Origin of the sequence: Brevundimonas sp. (assembly GCF_032055285.1) — a bacterium.
In the GTDB taxonomy this organism is placed as follows: domain Bacteria; phylum Pseudomonadota; class Alphaproteobacteria; order Caulobacterales; family Caulobacteraceae; genus Brevundimonas.
Map to the genome: position 1 here is coordinate 148,126 of NZ_DAMBRE010000004.1, position 16,272 is coordinate 164,397.

General features: G+C 65.7%; 30 protein-coding genes and 1 tRNA gene. 18 read left to right on the forward strand and 13 right to left on the reverse strand.

The window, feature by feature from the left end; translation table 11 throughout:
* The first annotated feature begins 29 nt into the window (after positions 1-29).
* The 4 genes from RTY13_RS10930 to RTY13_RS10945 are packed head-to-tail and all read left to right on the forward strand — an operon-like array spanning position 30 to position 1,512.
* A complete protein-coding gene (locus RTY13_RS10930; RefSeq protein ID WP_312783396.1) occupies positions 30-437 on the forward strand; it encodes a hypothetical protein in 408 nt (135 codons plus the stop codon).
* A complete protein-coding gene (locus RTY13_RS10935; RefSeq protein ID WP_312783397.1) occupies positions 434-790 on the forward strand; it encodes a DUF1353 domain-containing protein in 357 nt (118 codons plus the stop codon). Before RTY13_RS10930 ends, RTY13_RS10935 begins: the two co-directional genes overlap by 4 nt.
* Before the next feature lie 57 nt (positions 791-847).
* Positions 848-1,225, forward strand: a complete 378-nt coding sequence (locus tag RTY13_RS10940) for a hypothetical protein (RefSeq protein ID WP_312783399.1) — start codon at positions 848-850, stop codon at positions 1,223-1,225.
* Entirely contained in the window at positions 1,222-1,512 is a 291-nt protein-coding gene (locus tag RTY13_RS10945; RefSeq protein ID WP_312783401.1) for a hypothetical protein, read from the forward strand. The genes RTY13_RS10940 and RTY13_RS10945 overlap by 4 nt, the downstream gene beginning before the upstream one ends.
* 179 nt (positions 1,513-1,691) lie before the next feature.
* On the opposite strand, the gene RTY13_RS10950 is transcribed toward RTY13_RS10945, so the two are convergent.
* Genes RTY13_RS10950 through RTY13_RS10960 form a run of 3 tightly spaced genes read right to left on the reverse strand, consistent with a single transcriptional unit; the run spans position 1,692 to position 2,354 of the window.
* A complete protein-coding gene (locus RTY13_RS10950) occupies positions 1,692-1,886 on the reverse strand; it encodes a hypothetical protein (protein ID WP_312783403.1) in 195 nt (64 codons plus the stop codon).
* Entirely contained in the window at positions 1,883-2,080 is a 198-nt protein-coding gene (locus RTY13_RS10955; protein WP_312783405.1) for a hypothetical protein, read from the reverse strand. Before RTY13_RS10955 ends, RTY13_RS10950 begins: the two co-directional genes overlap by 4 nt.
* A 34-nt stretch (positions 2,081-2,114) precedes the next feature.
* Positions 2,115-2,354, reverse strand: coding sequence for a hypothetical protein (locus RTY13_RS10960; RefSeq protein WP_312783407.1), 240 nt, complete (start codon positions 2,352-2,354; stop codon positions 2,115-2,117).
* Positions 2,355-2,459: 105 nt separating this feature from the next.
* Here RTY13_RS10960 and RTY13_RS10965 point away from each other — a divergent pair, with 105 nt between their 5' ends.
* The 3 genes from RTY13_RS10965 to RTY13_RS10975 all read left to right on the forward strand — a co-directional run bounded on the left by RTY13_RS10965 (position 2,460) and on the right by RTY13_RS10975 (position 4,206).
* Positions 2,460-3,065, forward strand: coding sequence for a hypothetical protein (locus RTY13_RS10965; protein ID WP_312783408.1), 606 nt, complete (start codon positions 2,460-2,462; stop codon positions 3,063-3,065).
* Positions 3,066-3,308: 243 nt separating this feature from the next.
* Complete coding sequence (locus tag RTY13_RS10970) at positions 3,309-3,611, forward strand: hypothetical protein (RefSeq protein ID WP_312783410.1); 303 nt, start codon at positions 3,309-3,311, stop codon at positions 3,609-3,611.
* A 304-nt stretch (positions 3,612-3,915) separates the two neighbouring features.
* Entirely contained in the window at positions 3,916-4,206 is a 291-nt protein-coding gene (locus RTY13_RS10975) for a hypothetical protein (RefSeq protein ID WP_312783412.1), read from the forward strand.
* 190 nt (positions 4,207-4,396) lie between these two features.
* On the opposite strand, the gene RTY13_RS10980 is transcribed toward RTY13_RS10975, so the two are convergent.
* The 6 genes from RTY13_RS10980 to RTY13_RS11005 all read right to left on the reverse strand — a co-directional run bounded on the left by RTY13_RS10980 (position 4,397) and on the right by RTY13_RS11005 (position 6,672).
* Positions 4,397-4,669, reverse strand: coding sequence for a hypothetical protein (locus RTY13_RS10980; protein ID WP_312783414.1), 273 nt, complete (start codon positions 4,667-4,669; stop codon positions 4,397-4,399).
* On the reverse strand, positions 4,666-4,887 hold the full coding sequence (locus tag RTY13_RS10985) for a hypothetical protein (RefSeq protein ID WP_312783415.1): 222 nt from the start codon (positions 4,885-4,887) through the stop codon (positions 4,666-4,668). The genes RTY13_RS10980 and RTY13_RS10985 overlap by 4 nt, the downstream gene beginning before the upstream one ends.
* 125 nt (positions 4,888-5,012) lie before the next feature.
* The gene (locus tag RTY13_RS10990) at positions 5,013-5,198 is read right to left on the reverse strand and encodes a hypothetical protein (protein ID WP_312783416.1); all 186 of its coding nucleotides are present in this window, start codon (positions 5,196-5,198) and stop codon (positions 5,013-5,015) included.
* Complete coding sequence (locus RTY13_RS10995; RefSeq protein ID WP_312783418.1) at positions 5,195-5,359, reverse strand: hypothetical protein; 165 nt, start codon at positions 5,357-5,359, stop codon at positions 5,195-5,197. Before RTY13_RS10995 ends, RTY13_RS10990 begins: the two co-directional genes overlap by 4 nt.
* Before the next feature lie 253 nt (positions 5,360-5,612).
* Positions 5,613-5,798, reverse strand: coding sequence for a hypothetical protein (locus RTY13_RS11000; protein WP_312783421.1), 186 nt, complete (start codon positions 5,796-5,798; stop codon positions 5,613-5,615).
* Positions 5,799-5,862: 64 nt separating this feature from the next.
* The gene (locus tag RTY13_RS11005) at positions 5,863-6,672 is read right to left on the reverse strand and encodes an RNA methyltransferase (RefSeq protein WP_312783423.1); all 810 of its coding nucleotides are present in this window, start codon (positions 6,670-6,672) and stop codon (positions 5,863-5,865) included.
* Positions 6,673-6,783: 111 nt separating this feature from the next.
* Here RTY13_RS11005 and RTY13_RS11010 point away from each other — a divergent pair.
* The 6 genes from RTY13_RS11010 (at position 6,784) to RTY13_RS11035 (ending at position 9,637) form a co-directional block, all read left to right on the forward strand.
* A tRNA-Asn gene (locus tag RTY13_RS11010) sits at positions 6,784-6,858 on the forward strand.
* Between the two features lie 398 nt (positions 6,859-7,256).
* The gene (locus tag RTY13_RS11015) at positions 7,257-8,126 is read left to right on the forward strand and encodes a pirin family protein (protein WP_312783425.1); all 870 of its coding nucleotides are present in this window, start codon (positions 7,257-7,259) and stop codon (positions 8,124-8,126) included.
* Positions 8,127-8,288: 162 nt separating this feature from the next.
* Positions 8,289-8,450, forward strand: coding sequence for a hypothetical protein (locus tag RTY13_RS11020; RefSeq protein WP_312783427.1), 162 nt, complete (start codon positions 8,289-8,291; stop codon positions 8,448-8,450).
* 8 nt (positions 8,451-8,458) lie between these two features.
* A complete protein-coding gene (locus RTY13_RS11025) occupies positions 8,459-8,908 on the forward strand; it encodes an isochorismatase family protein (protein WP_312783808.1) in 450 nt (149 codons plus the stop codon).
* A 90-nt stretch (positions 8,909-8,998) separates the two neighbouring features.
* Positions 8,999-9,412, forward strand: coding sequence for an isochorismatase family protein (locus tag RTY13_RS11030; RefSeq protein WP_312783429.1), 414 nt, complete (start codon positions 8,999-9,001; stop codon positions 9,410-9,412).
* A gap of 12 nt (positions 9,413-9,424) precedes the next feature.
* Positions 9,425-9,637 carry a hypothetical protein gene (locus RTY13_RS11035; protein ID WP_312783431.1) on the forward strand — a complete coding sequence of 71 codons (213 nt, stop codon included), beginning with the start codon at positions 9,425-9,427 and terminating at the stop codon, positions 9,635-9,637.
* 196 nt (positions 9,638-9,833) lie between these two features.
* Here the strand turns inward: RTY13_RS11035 and RTY13_RS11040 are convergent, their stop codons facing one another.
* A complete protein-coding gene (locus RTY13_RS11040) occupies positions 9,834-10,571 on the reverse strand; it encodes a hypothetical protein (protein WP_312783433.1) in 738 nt (245 codons plus the stop codon).
* 82 nt (positions 10,572-10,653) lie between these two features.
* On the opposite strand from RTY13_RS11040, the gene RTY13_RS11045 reads away from it, so the two are divergent.
* Both RTY13_RS11045 and RTY13_RS11050 read left to right on the forward strand, forming a co-directional pair.
* A complete protein-coding gene (locus tag RTY13_RS11045) occupies positions 10,654-11,259 on the forward strand; it encodes a TIGR00730 family Rossman fold protein (RefSeq protein WP_312783435.1) in 606 nt (201 codons plus the stop codon).
* Between the two features lie 119 nt (positions 11,260-11,378).
* Positions 11,379-11,672 carry a CC_3452 family protein gene (locus RTY13_RS11050; RefSeq protein ID WP_312783436.1) on the forward strand — a complete coding sequence of 98 codons (294 nt, stop codon included), beginning with the start codon at positions 11,379-11,381 and terminating at the stop codon, positions 11,670-11,672.
* A 77-nt stretch (positions 11,673-11,749) separates the two neighbouring features.
* On the opposite strand, the gene gltX is transcribed toward RTY13_RS11050, so the two are convergent.
* From gltX to RTY13_RS11065, 3 genes are all read right to left on the reverse strand, one after another.
* Positions 11,750-13,084 (reverse strand): glutamate--tRNA ligase, encoded by a 1,335-nt coding sequence (gene gltX / locus RTY13_RS11055; protein ID WP_312783437.1) that lies wholly within the window; start codon positions 13,082-13,084, stop codon positions 11,750-11,752.
* A 94-nt stretch (positions 13,085-13,178) separates the two neighbouring features.
* Entirely contained in the window at positions 13,179-13,574 is a 396-nt protein-coding gene (gene dksA / locus RTY13_RS11060; RefSeq protein WP_207826901.1) for an RNA polymerase-binding protein DksA, read from the reverse strand.
* 224 nt (positions 13,575-13,798) lie between these two features.
* The gene (locus tag RTY13_RS11065) at positions 13,799-14,224 is read right to left on the reverse strand and encodes a flagellar assembly protein FliX (protein ID WP_312783438.1); all 426 of its coding nucleotides are present in this window, start codon (positions 14,222-14,224) and stop codon (positions 13,799-13,801) included.
* Positions 14,225-14,405: 181 nt separating this feature from the next.
* Here RTY13_RS11065 and RTY13_RS11070 point away from each other — a divergent pair, with 181 nt between their 5' ends.
* From RTY13_RS11070 to RTY13_RS11080, 3 genes are read left to right on the forward strand one after another with little or no spacing between them, the layout of a single operon-like run.
* Positions 14,406-15,524: a flagellar basal body P-ring protein FlgI gene (locus tag RTY13_RS11070; RefSeq protein ID WP_312783439.1), complete on the forward strand. Its 1,119-nt coding sequence runs from the start codon at positions 14,406-14,408 to the stop codon at positions 15,522-15,524.
* The gene (locus RTY13_RS11075) at positions 15,524-15,826 is read left to right on the forward strand and encodes a rod-binding protein (RefSeq protein ID WP_312783441.1); all 303 of its coding nucleotides are present in this window, start codon (positions 15,524-15,526) and stop codon (positions 15,824-15,826) included. The genes RTY13_RS11070 and RTY13_RS11075 overlap by 1 nt, the downstream gene beginning before the upstream one ends.
* Entirely contained in the window at positions 15,823-16,263 is a 441-nt protein-coding gene (locus RTY13_RS11080; protein WP_312783443.1) for a flagellar basal-body protein FlbY, read from the forward strand. The genes RTY13_RS11075 and RTY13_RS11080 overlap by 4 nt, the downstream gene beginning before the upstream one ends.
* The last annotated feature ends 9 nt before the right edge of the window (positions 16,264-16,272 follow it).

Below are 16,272 nucleotides of genomic sequence, written 5' to 3' on the forward strand. Positions count from 1 at the left end.
GCATCGTCAGGACCGAGGTTCCGGCGCCAGTGGCGATGGTCGAGGAACTGTGCGCCCTGATCGACGCCGAACGCGACCGGCGCACGGCCGAGGACTTCGCCTATGACTTCGGCGAGACCCTGGCCCTGGATGACACCGGCGCCGAGATCGCGGCGGGCGTGCGTCTGTTGCAGATGCGGGCCGAGGATCAGCGCAACTGGCAGGCCCTGCAAGGCGCGGCCCTGACGGCTGTGGTTTCGGGCGCGCCGAACACGATCCTGCCGATGCGGGCCGAGGATAACTGGAACATCCAGACCACGGCCCTGCAGGTCCTGGCGGTGTTGTCGGCCATGACCGCCAAGGGGGCCGAGCTACTGTTCCATGGCGGGGCGTTGAAGTCGCAGCAACGAGCCGCCTATCCCGTCATCATCGACCGAACGGCGGGCTGGCCATCGTGATCCAGTTCGGACCCGTCCACGTCCGCGTCATCGATCGGAAGTGGCAGGAGGTGGTCGAGCCCTGCCCCGTCACCCTGAACGGATACCCACTTTGCATCATCGAGGCGGGATATCGCAGCGATGGTCTTTCGCGCCGCTGGTGGATGCCGGCCAAGTGGGGCCGCTTCGTTGAGCGCTACCGCGCCGCCGCCCTGCTGCATGACCGTCTCCTGGATGCGGCCGAGCATCCGAAGTGGGTGATCGACTGGCTGTTCATGGGCGCGCTGCGTGCGTCCGGCGTGTCCGCCCTGGAGGCGGGCATGTTTTGGCTGGCCGTTCGCACCCGCCGACCGGGCAAGGCCTTCGGGGCCTGACCTGACGAACCCGGTTCGCGCCGGGACACCATCACAATCCCTCGCGTAGGAGCCCGCATGTCCGCAGGCGACGAGATCATGACTCCGGTCACCAAGCCGGAAGCCGTCAGCATGGCGGAAATCCACGCCATGCGCGGGCTGACCGACGCCGTGTCAGCCCTAGGCCGTCAGGTCGAGCGGATGAACGCCAAGGTCGATGACGTGCGAGAGCGTGTGATCAAACTGGAGGCGCGGGAGTACGAGCGCCAGATCGAAGGGTTGAACGACCGACTGGCGGCCGCCCTGAAGCGGATCGACGACCTTGAGGGCACTCGCGACCAGCAGCGAGGCGCCAAGGGCTTGGTCGACTGGATGCGCCAGACCGCGCCTTGGCTGGTCGCTCTGGGCATGGCCGCGCTGGCTGGCCTCGGCCTCAAGACTGGATCACCGACATGACCGACACCCCGATCCAGCCTCCAGCTACCCGGCTTGAGCGCGTGAAGTCCTTCATCGGCGATCTGGCCAGGCCCTTCGCGATCATCTGGACGGCGGCATGTGCGGGCGTCTCCATGTTGATCCTGGCTTTGAAGATCGACGACCCCGTCCAAGCGGGCGTTTTCATCGGCGTGGTCTACACTACCGGCGTTTCCACGCTGTACCTCGGCAAGGCTTGGGAGGTCGCCAAGACCGGCAAGCAATCGGCCGAAGTCGAGATCGCCAAGGCCAAGTCGGAAACAGGATAACAAAGTCCCGTCTTTGCCCTATTGATGGCTTCAGGAACCCTCATTCCTAACTGACAGCTTCTGCGAGCTGGCGTTTTGCCAAGGTCCCGTCAGCTCAAATCCATGCCAGTGGATAGGCCCTCGTCGCGCACGCGGCGAGGGTTTCCATGACGCTGAGCTTGGACCGCGTCTCGCTGAAGCTAACTGCCTGGGCTCTGAATCCAGCGCACCCCGCCAACGATCAGAAGGGCGGCGCTGAAGATCGCCAGTCCGATGGTCGATGGCACAAGGTCCGGGTGCCACGGAGCGCGGGTTCGCAGCTTTCCCCAGGTGTCCAGGCACCAGATCAGACCGCAGCCGCCTAGAACGATGTCCACCCACGCAGGCCAGATCATTCTGCGTTCCCCGGCGCGGGCTGGCGCGGCCCAGGCTCTATCGGGTTCGGCATGAAGTTCTCGCACTTCCAGTCGTCGTCACCCGCCGTGGCCATGCAGACGTCATAGCCGCGGTCGTAGATCCAGCCGTGCGGGCTGTGACCAAGGTTCAGGCCCACGATCAGCGCGAAGAAGAACAGCCCCGGTCTCTTCATGGCCTGAGGCTGCCACAGGTGAACTGCGTGCGCATTAGCCTTTGTAAGGCTGCTCCCACGCTCGGAAATGGCTGGCGGATGGCTGGACGATAATGTGCTTCCGTTCGAAGGCCTCGAAGCCGACCGTATCATCCTCAGCAAGGCCGGCCTGCCGCGCTTCGATGGACAGCTTCTCGAAAAGCGCGGCCCATTTCTCAGGATCATCGCGCTCACGGCGGCCATAGGCCATGGTCAGGTCATGCATTCGGCGGCGGATGTCAGACAGATCGGTCACGGCATTTCTCCTACGGGCAAAAGCGCCTGACCGGGAGAATAGACCACGGTCCTCACAGTAACGCGCACGCCCACCATTCCCACAATCTGAACTGGAGACCTCGCCATGAGCATCATGAGCGACGACGACTTCGTGCGCCTGTTCCAGCGCACCTTTGGCCTGACCGAAGACGGCTGGGCCGGGCGAGACACCGAGGCCAAGGTTCGCGAACTGGCAGCCCTCGCAGGCGTCGTGGTCCCGACCGTCCCGGCCAGCGATATCCCTGCCGACTACTGGCCTATGCTGTCGCGCATCGAGAGTGGCGACAGGCCCTATGTCCAGGCGGAATCGTCCAGCGCCTCGGGCCTGTACCAGTTCATCCGCTCGACGTGGATTGGTGAGGGCGGGACCTGGGGGCCGACCCTGCGTCCGGCCTTCGGCGGCCTGAAGCCCTCGCCCGAAGAGCAACTGGCCCGCGCCAAGACTTTCACCGCCAAGAACGCTGCCGTCCTGAAGGCCAAGGGCATCCCGATCAATCGAGCCTCGCTCTATGCCGCGCACTTCTTCGGAGCCGGCATGGCCGCCAAGGTCATCGGCGCCGACGTGAATGTTCGCGCAGATCTGATCGCTGGTCCCGAGGCGACCAAGGCCAATCCGGCGATCCTGAAAGGGAAGACGGTCGGCCAGTTCCTGACCTGGCTGCACAAGAAGACCGGGGAGTGGGCGCGATGATCGCCTTCGCCCTCAGGATCGGGCGCGCCCTCACCCCGACGGCCTGGCTAGCGCTGGCCGTCCTCGCCGCCTTCCTGATCTTCGGCGCCTACTGCTCCCACAAAGGCGCTGAGAGTGTTCGCGATCGCCACGCTGCCGAGCAAGCCAAGACCGAGGCGAAGGCCTCCAGCGCGCGGCAAACGGCCGCTGGCGAGCGCCTTAGCGACACCACCACCATCACCAACCGGAAAATGGAGAGAGACCATGCCGCTGAAGCGCTTCCTGACAGCCTGCCTGATGATCGTGAGCTGCGGCGCCGCTGTCGCCAGTTGCGGGACGCTGGGCGCATCCCTCCCGCCTGTCGAGGACTTGAAGGTCCAGCCTAAGCCGGTCCCGTCGGACGACGTGCTGACCAGCCGCATCGCGGGCGAGTTGCACGACAACGCCGTCGAGGCATGGGGCGAGGCTGGATGGGCTCAGGTCGGGCGGCTGTGCCGGTTCTTCGACCAGATGGGGATGAAAGGGCTGAACTGTCCGCCGCCGGAAACCCGACCTCGGCCGGGCTAGGCAACTATTCCGAACCATCGCCGTTACATCGGCTGGTGATCAGTGTCCGGTCTTGCGCTAGCCCAGAGCTGATCTTGCGTTGAGCCCCGTGGCTCCGCTCGGCCCGCCATCCTTTACGGGGTGGCGGGCTTCCCCCATTTCCTGCCACTGCCGTCCTGACCGTGTGCTCGAAGACGCTCATCTCGTCGGTAAGCTTAACCCCTTTGCCATGCCGGGAGCCGAGACCACCCGTGAGCCGCAGCTTAGCCATAAGGAACTCACCTCGCGGTGCGTCGCTTGAACTGCTTCAAGGAGGAAAAATCGCATGCCTACTGAACGCACAGTTGAACGAGCGGATGGTACCGTCGAGCGCACCACGACGACGGATGGACCTGTTGTCCAAGAACGTCGCAGCGGCGGCATGGGCGGCATCGTCGCTCTCGTCGTCGGACTGCTTCTGGTGGGCGTCGTGGCCTACTTCCTGATGAATATGAGCCGTAGCGAACAAGTAGAGTCCAACGCGATTGCTGGCGCAGCGGAAAGCGTCGGCGCGGCAGCAGAGAACGTCGGAGAAGCCGCTCAGAACGCAGTGCCCGAGGTTCCGGCGGCCAACTGACGCCCTTGGCGCTCAGCATTCAGGCCCGCTCCGGTTCGCCGGGGCGGGCTTTCTTGCATTTGGAACCGAACCGGCGCCGCGTTGTTGAACCCTTGCAGACAGGCAGGGCTGGCCGCTTTGCTGTCTGTGTAGTCCCTGGGAGGGGACTAAGCGCCCCCGTCGTCCCTAAGCCGGCGGGGGCGTCTCGATTTTAGATCCTGGGCGTCAGATCGCGATACGGCGCGCCGCGCTCGCCCGCCTCAGCGCGGGTCAGCACCTTCGTCTCCTGCGCCGCCCCAACGTGGATCACGATGTTGCGGTGGCGCAGTCCGTCGTCCAGCCGCGCGCAAGTCGGGCCGACGGCGGACAGAACCTGCACCCAGTGGTTGCTCTCTACTGTGATCAGGCCGGGAAGCTTGTCGGCGTCAGCGCCAGCGGCCTTCGCCATGGCGTCCAGGGTGTCGTTCAGTTCTTCGGGGGTCATGCTCGACCGTCTATCTGAGTCGGCGTCGACCTGCGCTGTTTCAGGGCAGCTCTCCGTATTTCGATGGTCTTGGTCTGGAACAGCCAGTCGCTGTGGTTCTGAAACTTCGCCTGGCCTTCCGGGGTCATCAGCCATTCGGCCCGCATGCCCCGGTGAGCCTGAAAGCGGATCATCCCCTTGCAGTCGCCGTTGGTGCAGAGCGGCAGGTGGTCGAGCATGGGGTAGTCCGCGCCCTTCTCACGCGCGATGCGCTGAAGGTCCACCTCTCCGAAGTCTTTGCACCATTGGCATGATCGGGTGACGCGGACGCCGCCCTCAATCAGAGCGCCGACAGTCTTAGGGGTCATTGCAGTTGGACGCCGCGCCGTCGCTCCAGCCCGGCCTGCATCCTGGCGATCGATCCCGGCGCCAGGGTCTCGATCTCGCGCAGGATGGCCCCCGCGCCGGCCCTGCCGTCGGCGCTGGTCAGGTCGAGGCCGACCAGTCGCAACATCAGGTCCGCCAGATAGGCGTCGTTAGCGGCGGTCATCGCGCCGGCCGCCCGACATGGGTCATGCCCGCGATCAGGCCCGCTAGAAGGCTGACGGTCTTCTCAGGCATCTGGGGTTCAGTTCGGGCTTCAAGCTCCCGGTCCAGTTCGACCAGGTCGCGGGCAAACGCTTCGTCTGGGCCGCTGGGTTGCGTGTCCATGTCATTCTCCGAGGTTGCCGACCCGGGGCGGACTCCTACGGCGCCATGAACGAAAAGAGAACAAACAGTTTGCAGCCGCCTCTTCAATCCTGTGTGTGCGTGGGGATAACTCGACCCGGTTTGCGGCCCTCGCTTTGAAATTCCGCGACAAGTCACGGCCTGCAAATCCTTGCACCCGGGTTCGATTCCCGGTCAGGCCTCCATCGCGACAAACAGTCAGCCGCCCTTCGGGGCGGCTTTCTTGTTTCTGGGCCTAGCGATCCGAACCGCTCGACCATCCATCGTCTTCACGCGTCTTTTCGATTTCCGACAGCGTCGCGTCCGGCTCGCCATCTGCATCCCGGTCGGTAAATCGCCGAGGCTGCACCAAGGCGAAGCCGGCGCCAGCCACCACAAAGGCCAGCGCGCCGATCAGAATCAACGCCGTCACTGGGTTCACGCTGCTCTCCTCCGCCCTTGGAAAGCCAACGCCTTCGCGCGCCTTCCGCTCCGCGCCGAGGAGCTCATGCCCCTTCGGACGTCGTCAGATGGTGCAGCGCCACCGCGCTGGTCGCCGCCACGTTCAGGGAATCAAAGCCGCCGGACATCCGAATGCCCAGCGGCCGACAACGCCCAATGACGTCTGCCGGAAGCCCCGGCCCTTCCGAGCCCAACAGAATCGCCGTGCGCGGTGCGGGTTTCAGCTCCGACAGCGCCTCAGCCGCAGACGGGGTCAGGGCCAGCACCTCGAAACCGCGCGCCTGCAGCGCCGCCACCATGTCTGACGCCTTCGGGCCTTCGACAAAGGGCGTTCGCAGCACTGCCCCGACTGAAACCCTGATCGCCTTGCGGTAGAAGGGATCGCAGCAGTTGGTGTCCAGCAGCAGGCCGGCGGCCCCGAACGCCGCCGCATTGCGAAACAGGCCGCCCATGTTGTCATGGTTGCCCACGCCGCAGGCCCCGACCACCACGGCGCGGTCTGGCAGACTGTCCAGAAACCCCTCCAGGTCCAGCGCCTCCGGCTTGCGTCCCAGCGCCAGAATCCCCCGGTGCAGGTGAAAGCCTGCCACACCGTCCAGCACGTCCTGCGGCGCCGTATGGATCGGCACGTCGTCCGGCAGACGCTCCAGAATCTCGCCCAAGGCCTCCAGCCGCTTCTCGGCGATCAAGACGGCGACCGGAGCGCAACGCGACGCTGGCGAAGCCAGCACACGCAGCACCACCTCCCCTTCCGCCACGAACAGACCCTGACGCCCCGTCAGGTCCCGCTCCTTCACATCGCGAAAGGCGGAAACACGAAGATCTTCGATATCGGACACGGGGATCAAATTCATGTCTCGGCTTCTAGCGCACCCCACCTGAAATATTTCCGCGTTTTTCTGCACTTTGCCCGTTGCATGAATCAAAAAGGCGTTGCTATACAGCGGCCTCCCCCGAGGGGACGTTCCGCGGTAGCTCAGTGGTAGAGCAGCCGACTGTTAATCGGCTGGTCGTAGGTTCGAATCCTACCCGCGGAGCCACTCGGGGGCATTAAGCCCAAAGCATCGCCAGTCACCTCGCCGGCCAGGGCTTCAACCCAACCACTTCCACTATTTTAGCACTACGGTCGCCCCCGCACGGTCCTGCAAGGATCAGCATTGCGTACGGGCGCGTGCGCCTCGCGCCTGATCCCGCCACACGTCGGGGGATGCAGACCTGCAGCGATGGCTGTCGAGGGTGCAGCGCCCTCAAACGTCTTGGAACAGGCCAAGCCTCCCCTGCGGCCACCGTCATTCAACACCATCGGCGTTTGGCCTAGGGCAATCGTCCTATTCATAGAACGCAGCGAGGCGATTTCGCATTCTTCTGCAGTCAGCGTTCCACAGTCATAAAGCCTCCAACGCGATCGGCGAGGCCCGGTCGCCACAGGAGACACGCCATGAAGAAGGTTCTCGGACGTTACGGCAATGATCGCGGCCACTGGGTCGGCGACGGCTTCCCGGTTCGCTCGCTGTTTTCCTATGACAGCGTCGGCAAGCAGGTCAGCCCCTTCCTGCGGCTCGACTACGCCGGTCCTCATAACTTCGAGCCGACCGACAAACGTCGCGGCGTCGGCCAGCACCCGCACCGCGGCTTCGAGACCGTAACCATCGTCTATGACGGCGAGGTCGAGCACCGCGACTCGACCGGCCAGGGCGGCGTCATCGGCCCCGGCGACGTCCAGTGGATGACGGCGGGCGGCGGCATCCTGCACGAAGAGTTCCACTCGCCCGCCTTTGCGCGGACCGGCGGCCCCTTCCGCATGGTGCAGCTGTGGGTCAACCTGCCGGCCAGGGACAAGATGACCCGTCCTGGCTATCAGTCGATCCTCAACGCCGACATTCCGACCGTCGCCCTGCCTGACAATGCAGGCATGGCCCGGATCATCGCCGGCGCGATGGACGGCTCGAAAGGCCCGGCCAACACCTTCACCCCCATCAACGTGTGGGACGTGCGGCTGAACCGGGACGCCGAGACGACGCTGGATCTGCCGGAAGGCCACACCGCCATCGTGGTCGTGCTGTCGGGCTACGTCACCGTCAACGGCGATCAGCCCGCCGGGTCCGCCGAGGCCCTGCTGCTGGATCGTCAGGGCGCCAGCGTCACCCTGAGCGCCGATGCGGATTCGACCATCCTGCTCCTGACCGGCGAGCCCATCGACGAGCCCATCGTCGGCTACGGCCCGTTCGTGATGAACAGCGAGGACGAGATCCGCGCCGCCATCACGGACTTCAACAGCGGCCGCTTCGGCGACATCCCGGCCACCTGATCCCTCTCACGCCCGGTCTTCGGACCGGGCCGCAACCCCCACCCCGAACGGACACTTGTCCGAGCGCGGCCCCCGCCTGAAAGGAAGACACTCATTTCCGCTTCCACCCTGCCCGCCAACTTCAACGGCCAACGTCCGGTCATCGATCCGAACGACGCCGCCATGCTGCTGATCGACCACCAGAGCGGCCTGTTCCAGACCGTGGCCGACATGCCGATGACCACCCTGCGCCGCCACGCCGCCGCCCTGGCCTCGATAGCCACCCTGGCCAAGCTGCCGGTCATCACCACCGCCTCGGTGCCGCAGGGCCCGAACGGTCGCTGATCCCGGAAATCCACGCCAACGCTCCTCACGCCCAGTATGTGGCACGCAAGGGCGAGATCAACGCCTGGGACAACCCCGACTTCGTCGCCGCCGTGAAGGCGACGGGCCGCAAGACCCTGATCATCGCCGGCACCATCACCAGCGTCTGCATGGCCTTCCCCGCCATCAGCGCCGCCTATGAGGGCTACAAGGTCTTCGTAGTGGTCGACGCCTCGGGTACCTATTCCAAGATGGCCCAGGAAATCACCCTGGCCCGCGTGGTCCAGGCCGGCGTCGTGCCGATGGACATGGCCGCCGTCGCTTCTGAACTGCAGAAGACCTGGCACCGCGACGACGCCCAGCAATGGGCCGAGGTCTACACCCAGATCTTCCCGCCCTATCAGCTGCTGATCGAAAGCTACGGCAAGGCCCAGCAGGTCGCCACCGACCACGAAATGCTGGACTCGCAGCGCAGCTGACCCCCTCCCGCCGGCCTCGCCGCTTCTGGCGGGACCGGTCCCTCAAGCGCGTGCAGCGCCTTCAGCACACCCCACCATGGAGCCCCCGACATGACCAGCGAACCGATCCGCGATCCCGTCGCCGACGACCTTCTGACGCCTCAGAATTCCGCCTTCGTCATCATCGACTACCAGCCGGTTCAGGTGAACTCGATCGCCTCGATGGACCGCCAGCTGCTGGTCAACAATATCGTCGGCACGGCCAAGGCCGCCGTGGCCTATGGCCTGCCGATCGTCCACTCGACGGTCAATGTGAAGACCGGCCTGAACAAGCCGCCGATCGGCCAGCTGCGCAAGGTCCTGGCCGACTATCCCACCTATGACCGGACCACGATCAACTCCTGGGAAGACGTCGAATTCCGCAAGGCGGTCGAGGCCACCGGTCGCAAGAAACTGATCATGACGGCCCTGTGGACCGAGGCCTGCTTGACCTTCCCGGCGCTGGACGCCCTGCGCGAAGGCTAAGAAGCCTATGTCGTGGCCGACGCCGTCGGCGGCACCTCGACCACGGCCCACGAGATGGCCCTGCGCCGCATCGAACAGGCCGGCGGCAAGATGATCTCCGTGCCGCAACTGTTCTGCGAACTGCAGCGCGACTGGAACCGCTCGGAAACCGTGCCCGCCTTCATGAACCTGTTTATCGAAACCGGCGGCACGGCCGGGATTCAGTTCTCCTACGACAAGGACTGAGTCTGGAAATGATGGCGGGTGAGCCGAAGCAAGGGCTTCTGCTTGCCCGCCCGTCTTCAGGCGAGAAAAAAGCCCGACGCAAAAACACGTCGGGCTGAAAGTCGTTCGGTGATGGTGGGTGTCCTCGGAGTATGAAGACCCCCTGTTGATCAACCGGTTTGGTTAATGGGTGGTTAACTGTATCAAATCGAGACGGTCAATCAGGAAACCAACTGGTCTGCCTGGCCGAAGCGGACAGACTCCGATTGACGCGCCACCCCTCGCCGGCCCGTTCGATCAAACCCAGACCACTGACGGCCGCTGGGCCAGGATAGACGAAAGATGCGCTATCGACCGCGATGCGCACCGCCCCGTCGCCTACATTGGGCAGCACTGCACTCCAACGACCGCCCCGATCAACCTCGACCTCCATCGCGGCATGTCCGTCGGCAGCCACCTTGATTCGCGCGCCCGGCCGGCCGTGGCCGCTCGCCACCAAGCCGCGTCCGTCGCCATCGACGGCGCCCAGCACCGGTCCGGCGGATAACCTTCGACTCGGCCCGCCCTCGACCAGCAAGGCGGCCAACAACTCTCCGTCGCTGACAAGAAGCAGGCGCTCAGGTCCAGGAGCCGACGTCTGGCCGATCTGAACCTCAGGGGTCATCAGGATCGGCGAGATCAGCCCGTTCACCCTCAGTTCGAATCGACCCGCCTGATCCGCGCCAGCAGCAAAAGCGACGTCCTGATCGCCGCGCAACACCACGCGCGCGCCCGGCGGCGCATCGCCGCGGATGACGACGCCCTGTCCTTGCGCTTCCACCGCCAGAACGCGGGGCGCCGCTGTCCAGCCGCCATCCAGAAGGGTTTCCTCGCTTTGCGGGCGCTCCACGGGCGCGCCGCAGCCCGCCACAGCCAATGCAACGCCGATCCCAGCGGCGACAATCCGACGTTTCATCCTGACCCGCGTAGCGATATGCCTGTTTCCCTCAGATAGCGCGGCCGACGCCGCCCTGTCTCCCTTCCTGTATCGAGGCCCCATGTCTTTGCCGCCCGCCACCATCGCCCCCTTCGACGGCCGTTCGGTCTGCCTGTTCTGCGGTTCGTCCGACGGGGCTGATCCGCAGTACGTCCAGGCCGCCAGCGCCTTCGGCAAGGCGACGGCCGAGGCCGGCTGGCGTCTGGTCTATGGCGGCGGCGGCGTGGGCCTGATGGGCGCCTCGGCCCGTGCAGCGCACGAGGCGGGTGGTCGCGTGGTCGGCATCATGCCCGCCTTCCTGCGCAGCCGCGAACGCCTGTTCGACGACGTCGAGACCGTGGTCGTCACCTCCATGCACGAGCGCAAGCAGCTGATGTACGATCAATCCGACGTCTTCGTCGTGGCTCCGGGCGGCATCGGCACCCTGGAAGAAGCCATCGAACTGCTGTCGTGGAAACGTCTGGACCTGCACGCCAAGCCGGTCATCTTCCTGAACCTGAACGGCTTCTGGGAAAACTACTTCGCCCTGATCCGCCACAGCGTGCGCGAAGGCATGACGCCCGCCAGCTTCCTGGACGCCTACATCAGCGTCGACACGGTCGAAGAGGCCGTCGCCGCCATGAAAAAGGCTGAGGACACGCCGCACTTGAAACATGATCGTCGGTAAGTAAACGTGGGTCACTAAACGTCGATCCGTTATATCAAAACTGCATTGACAGTTTTTTAAAAAAACGGACTATGGCGTCACAAGGGGCGTGCGCCCTGCCCACACCGGAGACCTGTTCCATGCGTGCTCTTCTCGCCGCCGCCCTTCTGTTCGCGGCCACCCCTGCCTTCGCCAACGCCCCGGCCACCAGCCTGACCCTGGCGGACGCCGCCAAGGCCCCGGCCGGCCGCGTCATCGTCGACGGCGCCGCCTGGCGCTGCGAAGGCGCCTCCTGCACCGCCTCGGGCGGAACCAGCCAGCCCGCCGCCCGCGCCTGCCGCCGCGTGGTCGCCAAGCTCGGCCCGGTCACGGCCTTCAGCTACAAGGGCGAAGCTCTGGACGAGCAGGCCCTGGCGATCTGCAACGCCGGCTGATCCAGCCGCATCGCTGAAACGAAAAAGGCCGCCTTCGCGAGAAGGCGGCCTTTCTTGTATCCGGCTGGGACTGAGGCTCAGCCTGCCTCGCCCTTCAGGCGACGCACGATGGCTTCGCGACCGATCAGCGGCGCCATGGCGGCCATGTCCGGGCCGTGCGCCTGTCCGGTCAGGGCCAGACGCAGTGGCATGAACAGGCCCTTGCCCTTGGCGCCGGTCTTTTCCTTCACCGCCGCTGTCCACGCCGACCAGGCGCCCGCGTCGATCACGTCCGGCAGGACTTCCAGCGCCGCGGCGGCGAAGGCGGTGTCCTCGATCACCGGCGTGACCGGGCCGGTGACGATCTTCGCCATCTCGGCCGCGTCGGCGAACTTGTTGAGATTCGGCTTCACGGCCTCCCAGAAGCCCTCGCCCAGATCGACGCCTAGCTCCACTAGACGCGGCTGCGCCTCGGCATAGGTCAGGCCATGCAGGGCCTGTGCATTGAGACGATCCAGATCGGCGGTGTCGTAACGCGCCGGCGAACGGCCCATCTTGGAGAAGGCGAAGGACTGGCCCAGGGCCTCGACCGAGGCCGCGATCTCCAGATTGTCCGAGGTGCCGATCTTGCCCAGATGGCTTGTGATGGCGATAGGCTCATAGCCCTGATCGCGCATGTCACTGATCGACAGCGAACCCAGACGCTTGGACAGGGCCGTACCGTCGGCGCCGACCAGCAACGGCATATGGGCGAAGCCCGGAACCTTGGCGTCCAGCGCCTCAAAGATCTCGATCTGCGCGCCGGTGTTGGTGACGTGGTCCTCGCCCCGGATGATGTGGGTGATGTCCATATCGATGTCGTCGACGACCGACGGCAGGGTATAGAGAAACAGGCCGTCCTCGCGGATCAGCACCGGGTCCGACATCGAGGCGGTGTCCACCTCGGCGTGACCGCGCGCCAGATCTTCCCAGGCGACGCGCTTGCCTTCCAGCTTGAAGCGCCAGTGCGGACGGCGCCCCTCGGCCTCATAGGCGGCCTTCTCGGCGTCGGTCAGGTCCAGCGCGGCGCGGTCATAGATCGGCGGCAGGCCGCGCGACAGCTGCACCTTGCGGCGGCGATCCAGCTCTTCGGCGGTTTCATAGCAGGCGTAGAGACGGCCCGAGGCCTTCAGCCGCTCGGCGGCCTCCTCATAGCGGTCGAACCGCTTGGACTGGTTGTAGCGCTCGTCCCAAACCAGACCCAGCCAGGTCAGGTCGGTCTCGATGCCGTCCTCGAACTCCTGGGTCGAGCGGGCCAGGTCGGTGTCGTCGATACGCAGAACGAACGAGCCGCCCTGCCCCTTGGCGAACAGCCAGTTCACCAGAGCGGTGCGGACATTGCCGACGTGCAGCCTACCCGTGGGAGACGGAGCGAAACGAACCTTGACGGACATGGGGGATCAACGACCTCGATAGGAAGGCGGCTTGGTCGCGCCGCCGTCCACTCAAGTCAAGTCGATCCGCCCAATCAGTCGCCGAACCTGACGATCAATCGTCGCGGTGAACCCGCTCGCGACGCTCGTGCCGCTCCTGGGCCTCGACCGACAGGGTCGCCGTCGGGCGGGCTTCCAGTCGGCCCAGGCCGATCGGTTCGCCGGTGTCCTCGCAATAACCGTAGGAACCGTCCTCGATCCGCCGCAGCGCGTCGTCGATCTTGGAGATCAGCTTGCGTTGCCGGTCACGGGTCCGAAGTTCCAGCGCCCGGTCGGATTCCGACGAAGCCCGGTCCACCAGATCCGGGTGATTCTCGGTTTCAGCTTTCAGATTAACAACAGTGCCCTTGGACTCGCGGAGGATGTCATCCTTCCACGCCAGAAGCTTGGCCTTGAAATAGGCCAACTGCCGCTCGTTCATAAACGGCTCGTCGTCGGTGGGTCGGTACATGACCGATTCCCCTTCGATCACAGACGCTAATGCGTTCATCGCACTCACGCTCATCTTGTCTGCGCCCCCCTGCGGCGCATGGGCCGTATAGGCAAGCACGAGAGTCGCGGCAATGGCGTTCGCGTCTCCGTGATATCGTTAAGCTTCATTAACGCCGAGCCAGTGTGGCAAATTGTCCGCACATGCCCCTCGAAACCGGGATTTCGATTAGGTTCCAGGGCCTTTTAGGCGCGAGCTCGTGCCGCTTCCGCCTTGGCCATTTCGACAGCCGCGCGCAGGTCGATCTGGTCGAGGACGCCCTTCAAGCCGGGGTCGGCGTCGTCGGGCCGTTCTTCGCGCAGGGTCCGCGCCAGGCGTTCCAGGGCCGGCGCACCGTCCTGGCCGTTCAGCATGGCCAGCTTCAGCTCGTCCAGCCGGTCCAGAAGACCGCCGCCGCGCCGAATCGCCCGCCGCCGACGCTCGGTCGCATCCTCGACCCCCTGCAGAGCCATCAGCGCCGACACCCCCGCCACGCTCGATGCAGACGCGGTCGCGGCGGCCGAAGCCGGCCCCGAGGCCGCCCCGTTGGCCGGCAGGCTGAAACCGCCCGCCGCCTTCGCGGGACGGGAGGCTTGCGATGATGTAGCGCCCGAGGGGCCGGTGACCTTCATGATCCATGCTCCCGATCAGCCTGGACCATCGACCACGACCGTCACCGCTTGGTTAACGTCCCGGCAAATTCTGCCGCCACACCAAAGCCTTCATCGCCACAGACGTTGAATTCATAAGTCTTTTTTGGCGGCACAAACTTCGCATGGTTAATCGCGAACGCCTCAACAGGACGTCTGTCGTATGCAGAAGTTGCTCACCGCCCTCCTCGCCTCCGCTTCCGCCGCCCTGATTCTGGCTGCGGCGCCGAACGCGGCCGAGGCCCAGTCGCGGATCAAGGACATCGTCTCGGTCGAGGGCGTCCGCACTAACCAGTTGGTCGGCTACGGCCTGGTGGTCGGCCTGAACGGCACCGGCGACAGCCTGCGCAACTCCCCCTTCACCCGCCAGTCGCTGGAAGGGATGATGGAGCGTCAGGGCGTCAACATCCGCGGCGCCAACCTGAACACCAAGAACGTCGCGGCGGTCATGATCACCGCCGACCTGCCGCCCTTCGCCACGCCGGGTTCGCGGCTGGACGTCGCCGTCTCGGCCATGGGCGACGCCAAGAGCCTGCTGGGCGGCACGCTTCTGGTCACGGCCCTGCAGGGCGCCGACGGCGAAATCTATGCGGTGGCGCAGGGCTCCGTTCAGACCGGCGCCGTCTCGGCCTCGGGCGGTTCCGGTTCCTCGGTGACGCGCGGCGTGCCGACCGCCGGCCGCATCGCCTCGGGCGGCGTGGTCGAACGTGAGACCGGCTTCGACCTCTCGGCCATGCCGATCGTGCGCCTGACCCTGCGCAACCCCGACTTCACCACGGCCCAGCGCGTCGCCGCCGCCATCAACCAGTCCTATCCCAACAGCGCCTTCGCCGAGAACGGCACCGTGGTCGCGATCCGCGCGCCCCAGACCATGGGCATGGCCGGCTTCGTCAGTCAGGTCGAAAACCTGCCGGTCCGCGTCGACGCCCCGGCCAAGGTCATCATCGACGAGGTCAACGGCGTCATCGTCATGGGCGACGCCGTGCGTATCTCCACCGTCGCCATCGCCCAGGGCAACCTGACCGTCTCGGTTCAGGAAAACCCCATGGTCAGCCAGCCCGAGCCCTTCAGCCGCGGCGGCCAGACAGTGGTCGTGCCGCAGTCCAACGTCTCGATCGAGGAAGAAACCGGCCGCCAGATGCGGATCGTCAACGGCGGTGCCTCGCTCTCGACCCTAGTCAACGGCCTGAACGCCCTCGGCGTCAGCCCGCGCGACATGATCAGCATCCTGCAGGCCATCAAGGCCGCGGGCGCCCTGCAAGCCGACATCGAGGTGATGTGATGATCTTCGCCGCCCCTGCCTCGTCCCTGCCCCTCGCCGACGCCCTCGGTCGCCGCGACCAGTCCGCCGACCAGATGCGCAAGACCGCCCAGGATTTCGAGGCCAGCTTCCTGTCGCAGATGTTCAAGCCGATGTTCGAGGGCCTGGAGACCGACGGCCCCTTCGGCGGCGGCAGCGCCGAGGAGACCTGGCGCAGCTTCCTTCTGGACGCCATGGCCAAGCAGACGGTCAAGGCGGGCGGCATCGGCCTAGCCGACACCGTCATGTCCGAAATGCTCAAGATGCAGGAACAGCCCGCGTGACCGCCGACGTCGAAACCTCCACCCTGCGCGCTCACCAGCTCATCAACCTGACCCAGGCCCTGACCGAGCGCCTCGGCGCCGAACGCGACGCCTTCCGCGCCCATCGCGCCCAGGATGTCGCCGCCGGCATGGCCGAGACCCAGGAACTGGCCAACCTCTATCGCCGCGAGTCGGCCCAGGCCAAGGCCGCGCCCGCCTTCCTGACGGTCATTCCCGCCGATCTCCGCGACGCCCTGATTTCCGCGACGCAAGCGTTTGAGGCCGTTCTGGCCGAACATGCCTCGACCGTGGACGCCGCCCGTCAGGTGTCCGAGGGCCTGGTCCGGACCATCGCCGCAGAGGTCGCGGGCGCCCGCGCCCAGGGCGTCGGCTACGGCGCCTCGGGCCGCGCCACCGAAGGCGACGGCCGCGCCGTCGCCTTGAACCGCAAGGCCTGATTCAACCGA

What these genes read in the sequence shown, in the direction of transcription:
- RTY13_RS11075 (WP_312783441.1), top strand. Translation starts at nt 15,524, where the DNA reads ATGATCTTCGCCGCCCCTGCCTCGTCCCTGCCCCTCGCCGACGCCCTC.
- RTY13_RS11045 (WP_312783435.1), top strand. Translation starts at nt 10,654, where the DNA reads ATGTCTTTGCCGCCCGCCACCATCGCCCCCTTCGACGGCCGTTCGGTC.
- dksA (WP_207826901.1), bottom strand. Translation starts at nt 13,574, where the DNA reads ATGTACCGACCCACCGACGACGAGCCGTTTATGAACGAGCGGCAGTTG.
- RTY13_RS10975 (WP_312783412.1), top strand. Translation starts at nt 3,916, where the DNA reads ATGCCTACTGAACGCACAGTTGAACGAGCGGATGGTACCGTCGAGCGC.
- RTY13_RS10940 (WP_312783399.1), top strand. Translation starts at nt 848, where the DNA reads ATGTCCGCAGGCGACGAGATCATGACTCCGGTCACCAAGCCGGAAGCC.
- RTY13_RS10945 (WP_312783401.1), top strand. Translation starts at nt 1,222, where the DNA reads ATGACCGACACCCCGATCCAGCCTCCAGCTACCCGGCTTGAGCGCGTG.
- RTY13_RS11050 (WP_312783436.1), top strand. Translation starts at nt 11,379, where the DNA reads ATGCGTGCTCTTCTCGCCGCCGCCCTTCTGTTCGCGGCCACCCCTGCC.
- RTY13_RS10970 (WP_312783410.1), top strand. Translation starts at nt 3,309, where the DNA reads ATGCCGCTGAAGCGCTTCCTGACAGCCTGCCTGATGATCGTGAGCTGC.
- RTY13_RS11020 (WP_312783427.1), top strand. Translation starts at nt 8,289, where the DNA reads ATGCTGCTGATCGACCACCAGAGCGGCCTGTTCCAGACCGTGGCCGAC.
- RTY13_RS11040 (WP_312783433.1), bottom strand. Translation starts at nt 10,571, where the DNA reads ATGAAACGTCGGATTGTCGCCGCTGGGATCGGCGTTGCATTGGCTGTG.
- RTY13_RS11030 (WP_312783429.1), top strand. Translation starts at nt 8,999, where the DNA reads ATGACCAGCGAACCGATCCGCGATCCCGTCGCCGACGACCTTCTGACG.
- RTY13_RS11015 (WP_312783425.1), top strand. Translation starts at nt 7,257, where the DNA reads ATGAAGAAGGTTCTCGGACGTTACGGCAATGATCGCGGCCACTGGGTC.
- RTY13_RS10950 (WP_312783403.1), bottom strand. Translation starts at nt 1,886, where the DNA reads ATGATCTGGCCTGCGTGGGTGGACATCGTTCTAGGCGGCTGCGGTCTG.
- RTY13_RS10980 (WP_312783414.1), bottom strand. Translation starts at nt 4,669, where the DNA reads ATGACCCCCGAAGAACTGAACGACACCCTGGACGCCATGGCGAAGGCC.
- RTY13_RS11070 (WP_312783439.1), top strand. Translation starts at nt 14,406, where the DNA reads ATGCAGAAGTTGCTCACCGCCCTCCTCGCCTCCGCTTCCGCCGCCCTG.
- RTY13_RS10985 (WP_312783415.1), bottom strand. Translation starts at nt 4,887, where the DNA reads ATGCTCGACCACCTGCCGCTCTGCACCAACGGCGACTGCAAGGGGATG.
- RTY13_RS10955 (WP_312783405.1), bottom strand. Translation starts at nt 2,080, where the DNA reads ATGAAGAGACCGGGGCTGTTCTTCTTCGCGCTGATCGTGGGCCTGAAC.
- RTY13_RS10965 (WP_312783408.1), top strand. Translation starts at nt 2,460, where the DNA reads ATGAGCATCATGAGCGACGACGACTTCGTGCGCCTGTTCCAGCGCACC.
- RTY13_RS11005 (WP_312783423.1), bottom strand. Translation starts at nt 6,672, where the DNA reads ATGAATTTGATCCCCGTGTCCGATATCGAAGATCTTCGTGTTTCCGCC.
- RTY13_RS10995 (WP_312783418.1), bottom strand. Translation starts at nt 5,359, where the DNA reads ATGGACACGCAACCCAGCGGCCCAGACGAAGCGTTTGCCCGCGACCTG.
- RTY13_RS11065 (WP_312783438.1), bottom strand. Translation starts at nt 14,224, where the DNA reads ATGAAGGTCACCGGCCCCTCGGGCGCTACATCATCGCAAGCCTCCCGT.
- gltX (WP_312783437.1), bottom strand. Translation starts at nt 13,084, where the DNA reads ATGTCCGTCAAGGTTCGTTTCGCTCCGTCTCCCACGGGTAGGCTGCAC.
- RTY13_RS10990 (WP_312783416.1), bottom strand. Translation starts at nt 5,198, where the DNA reads ATGACCGCCGCTAACGACGCCTATCTGGCGGACCTGATGTTGCGACTG.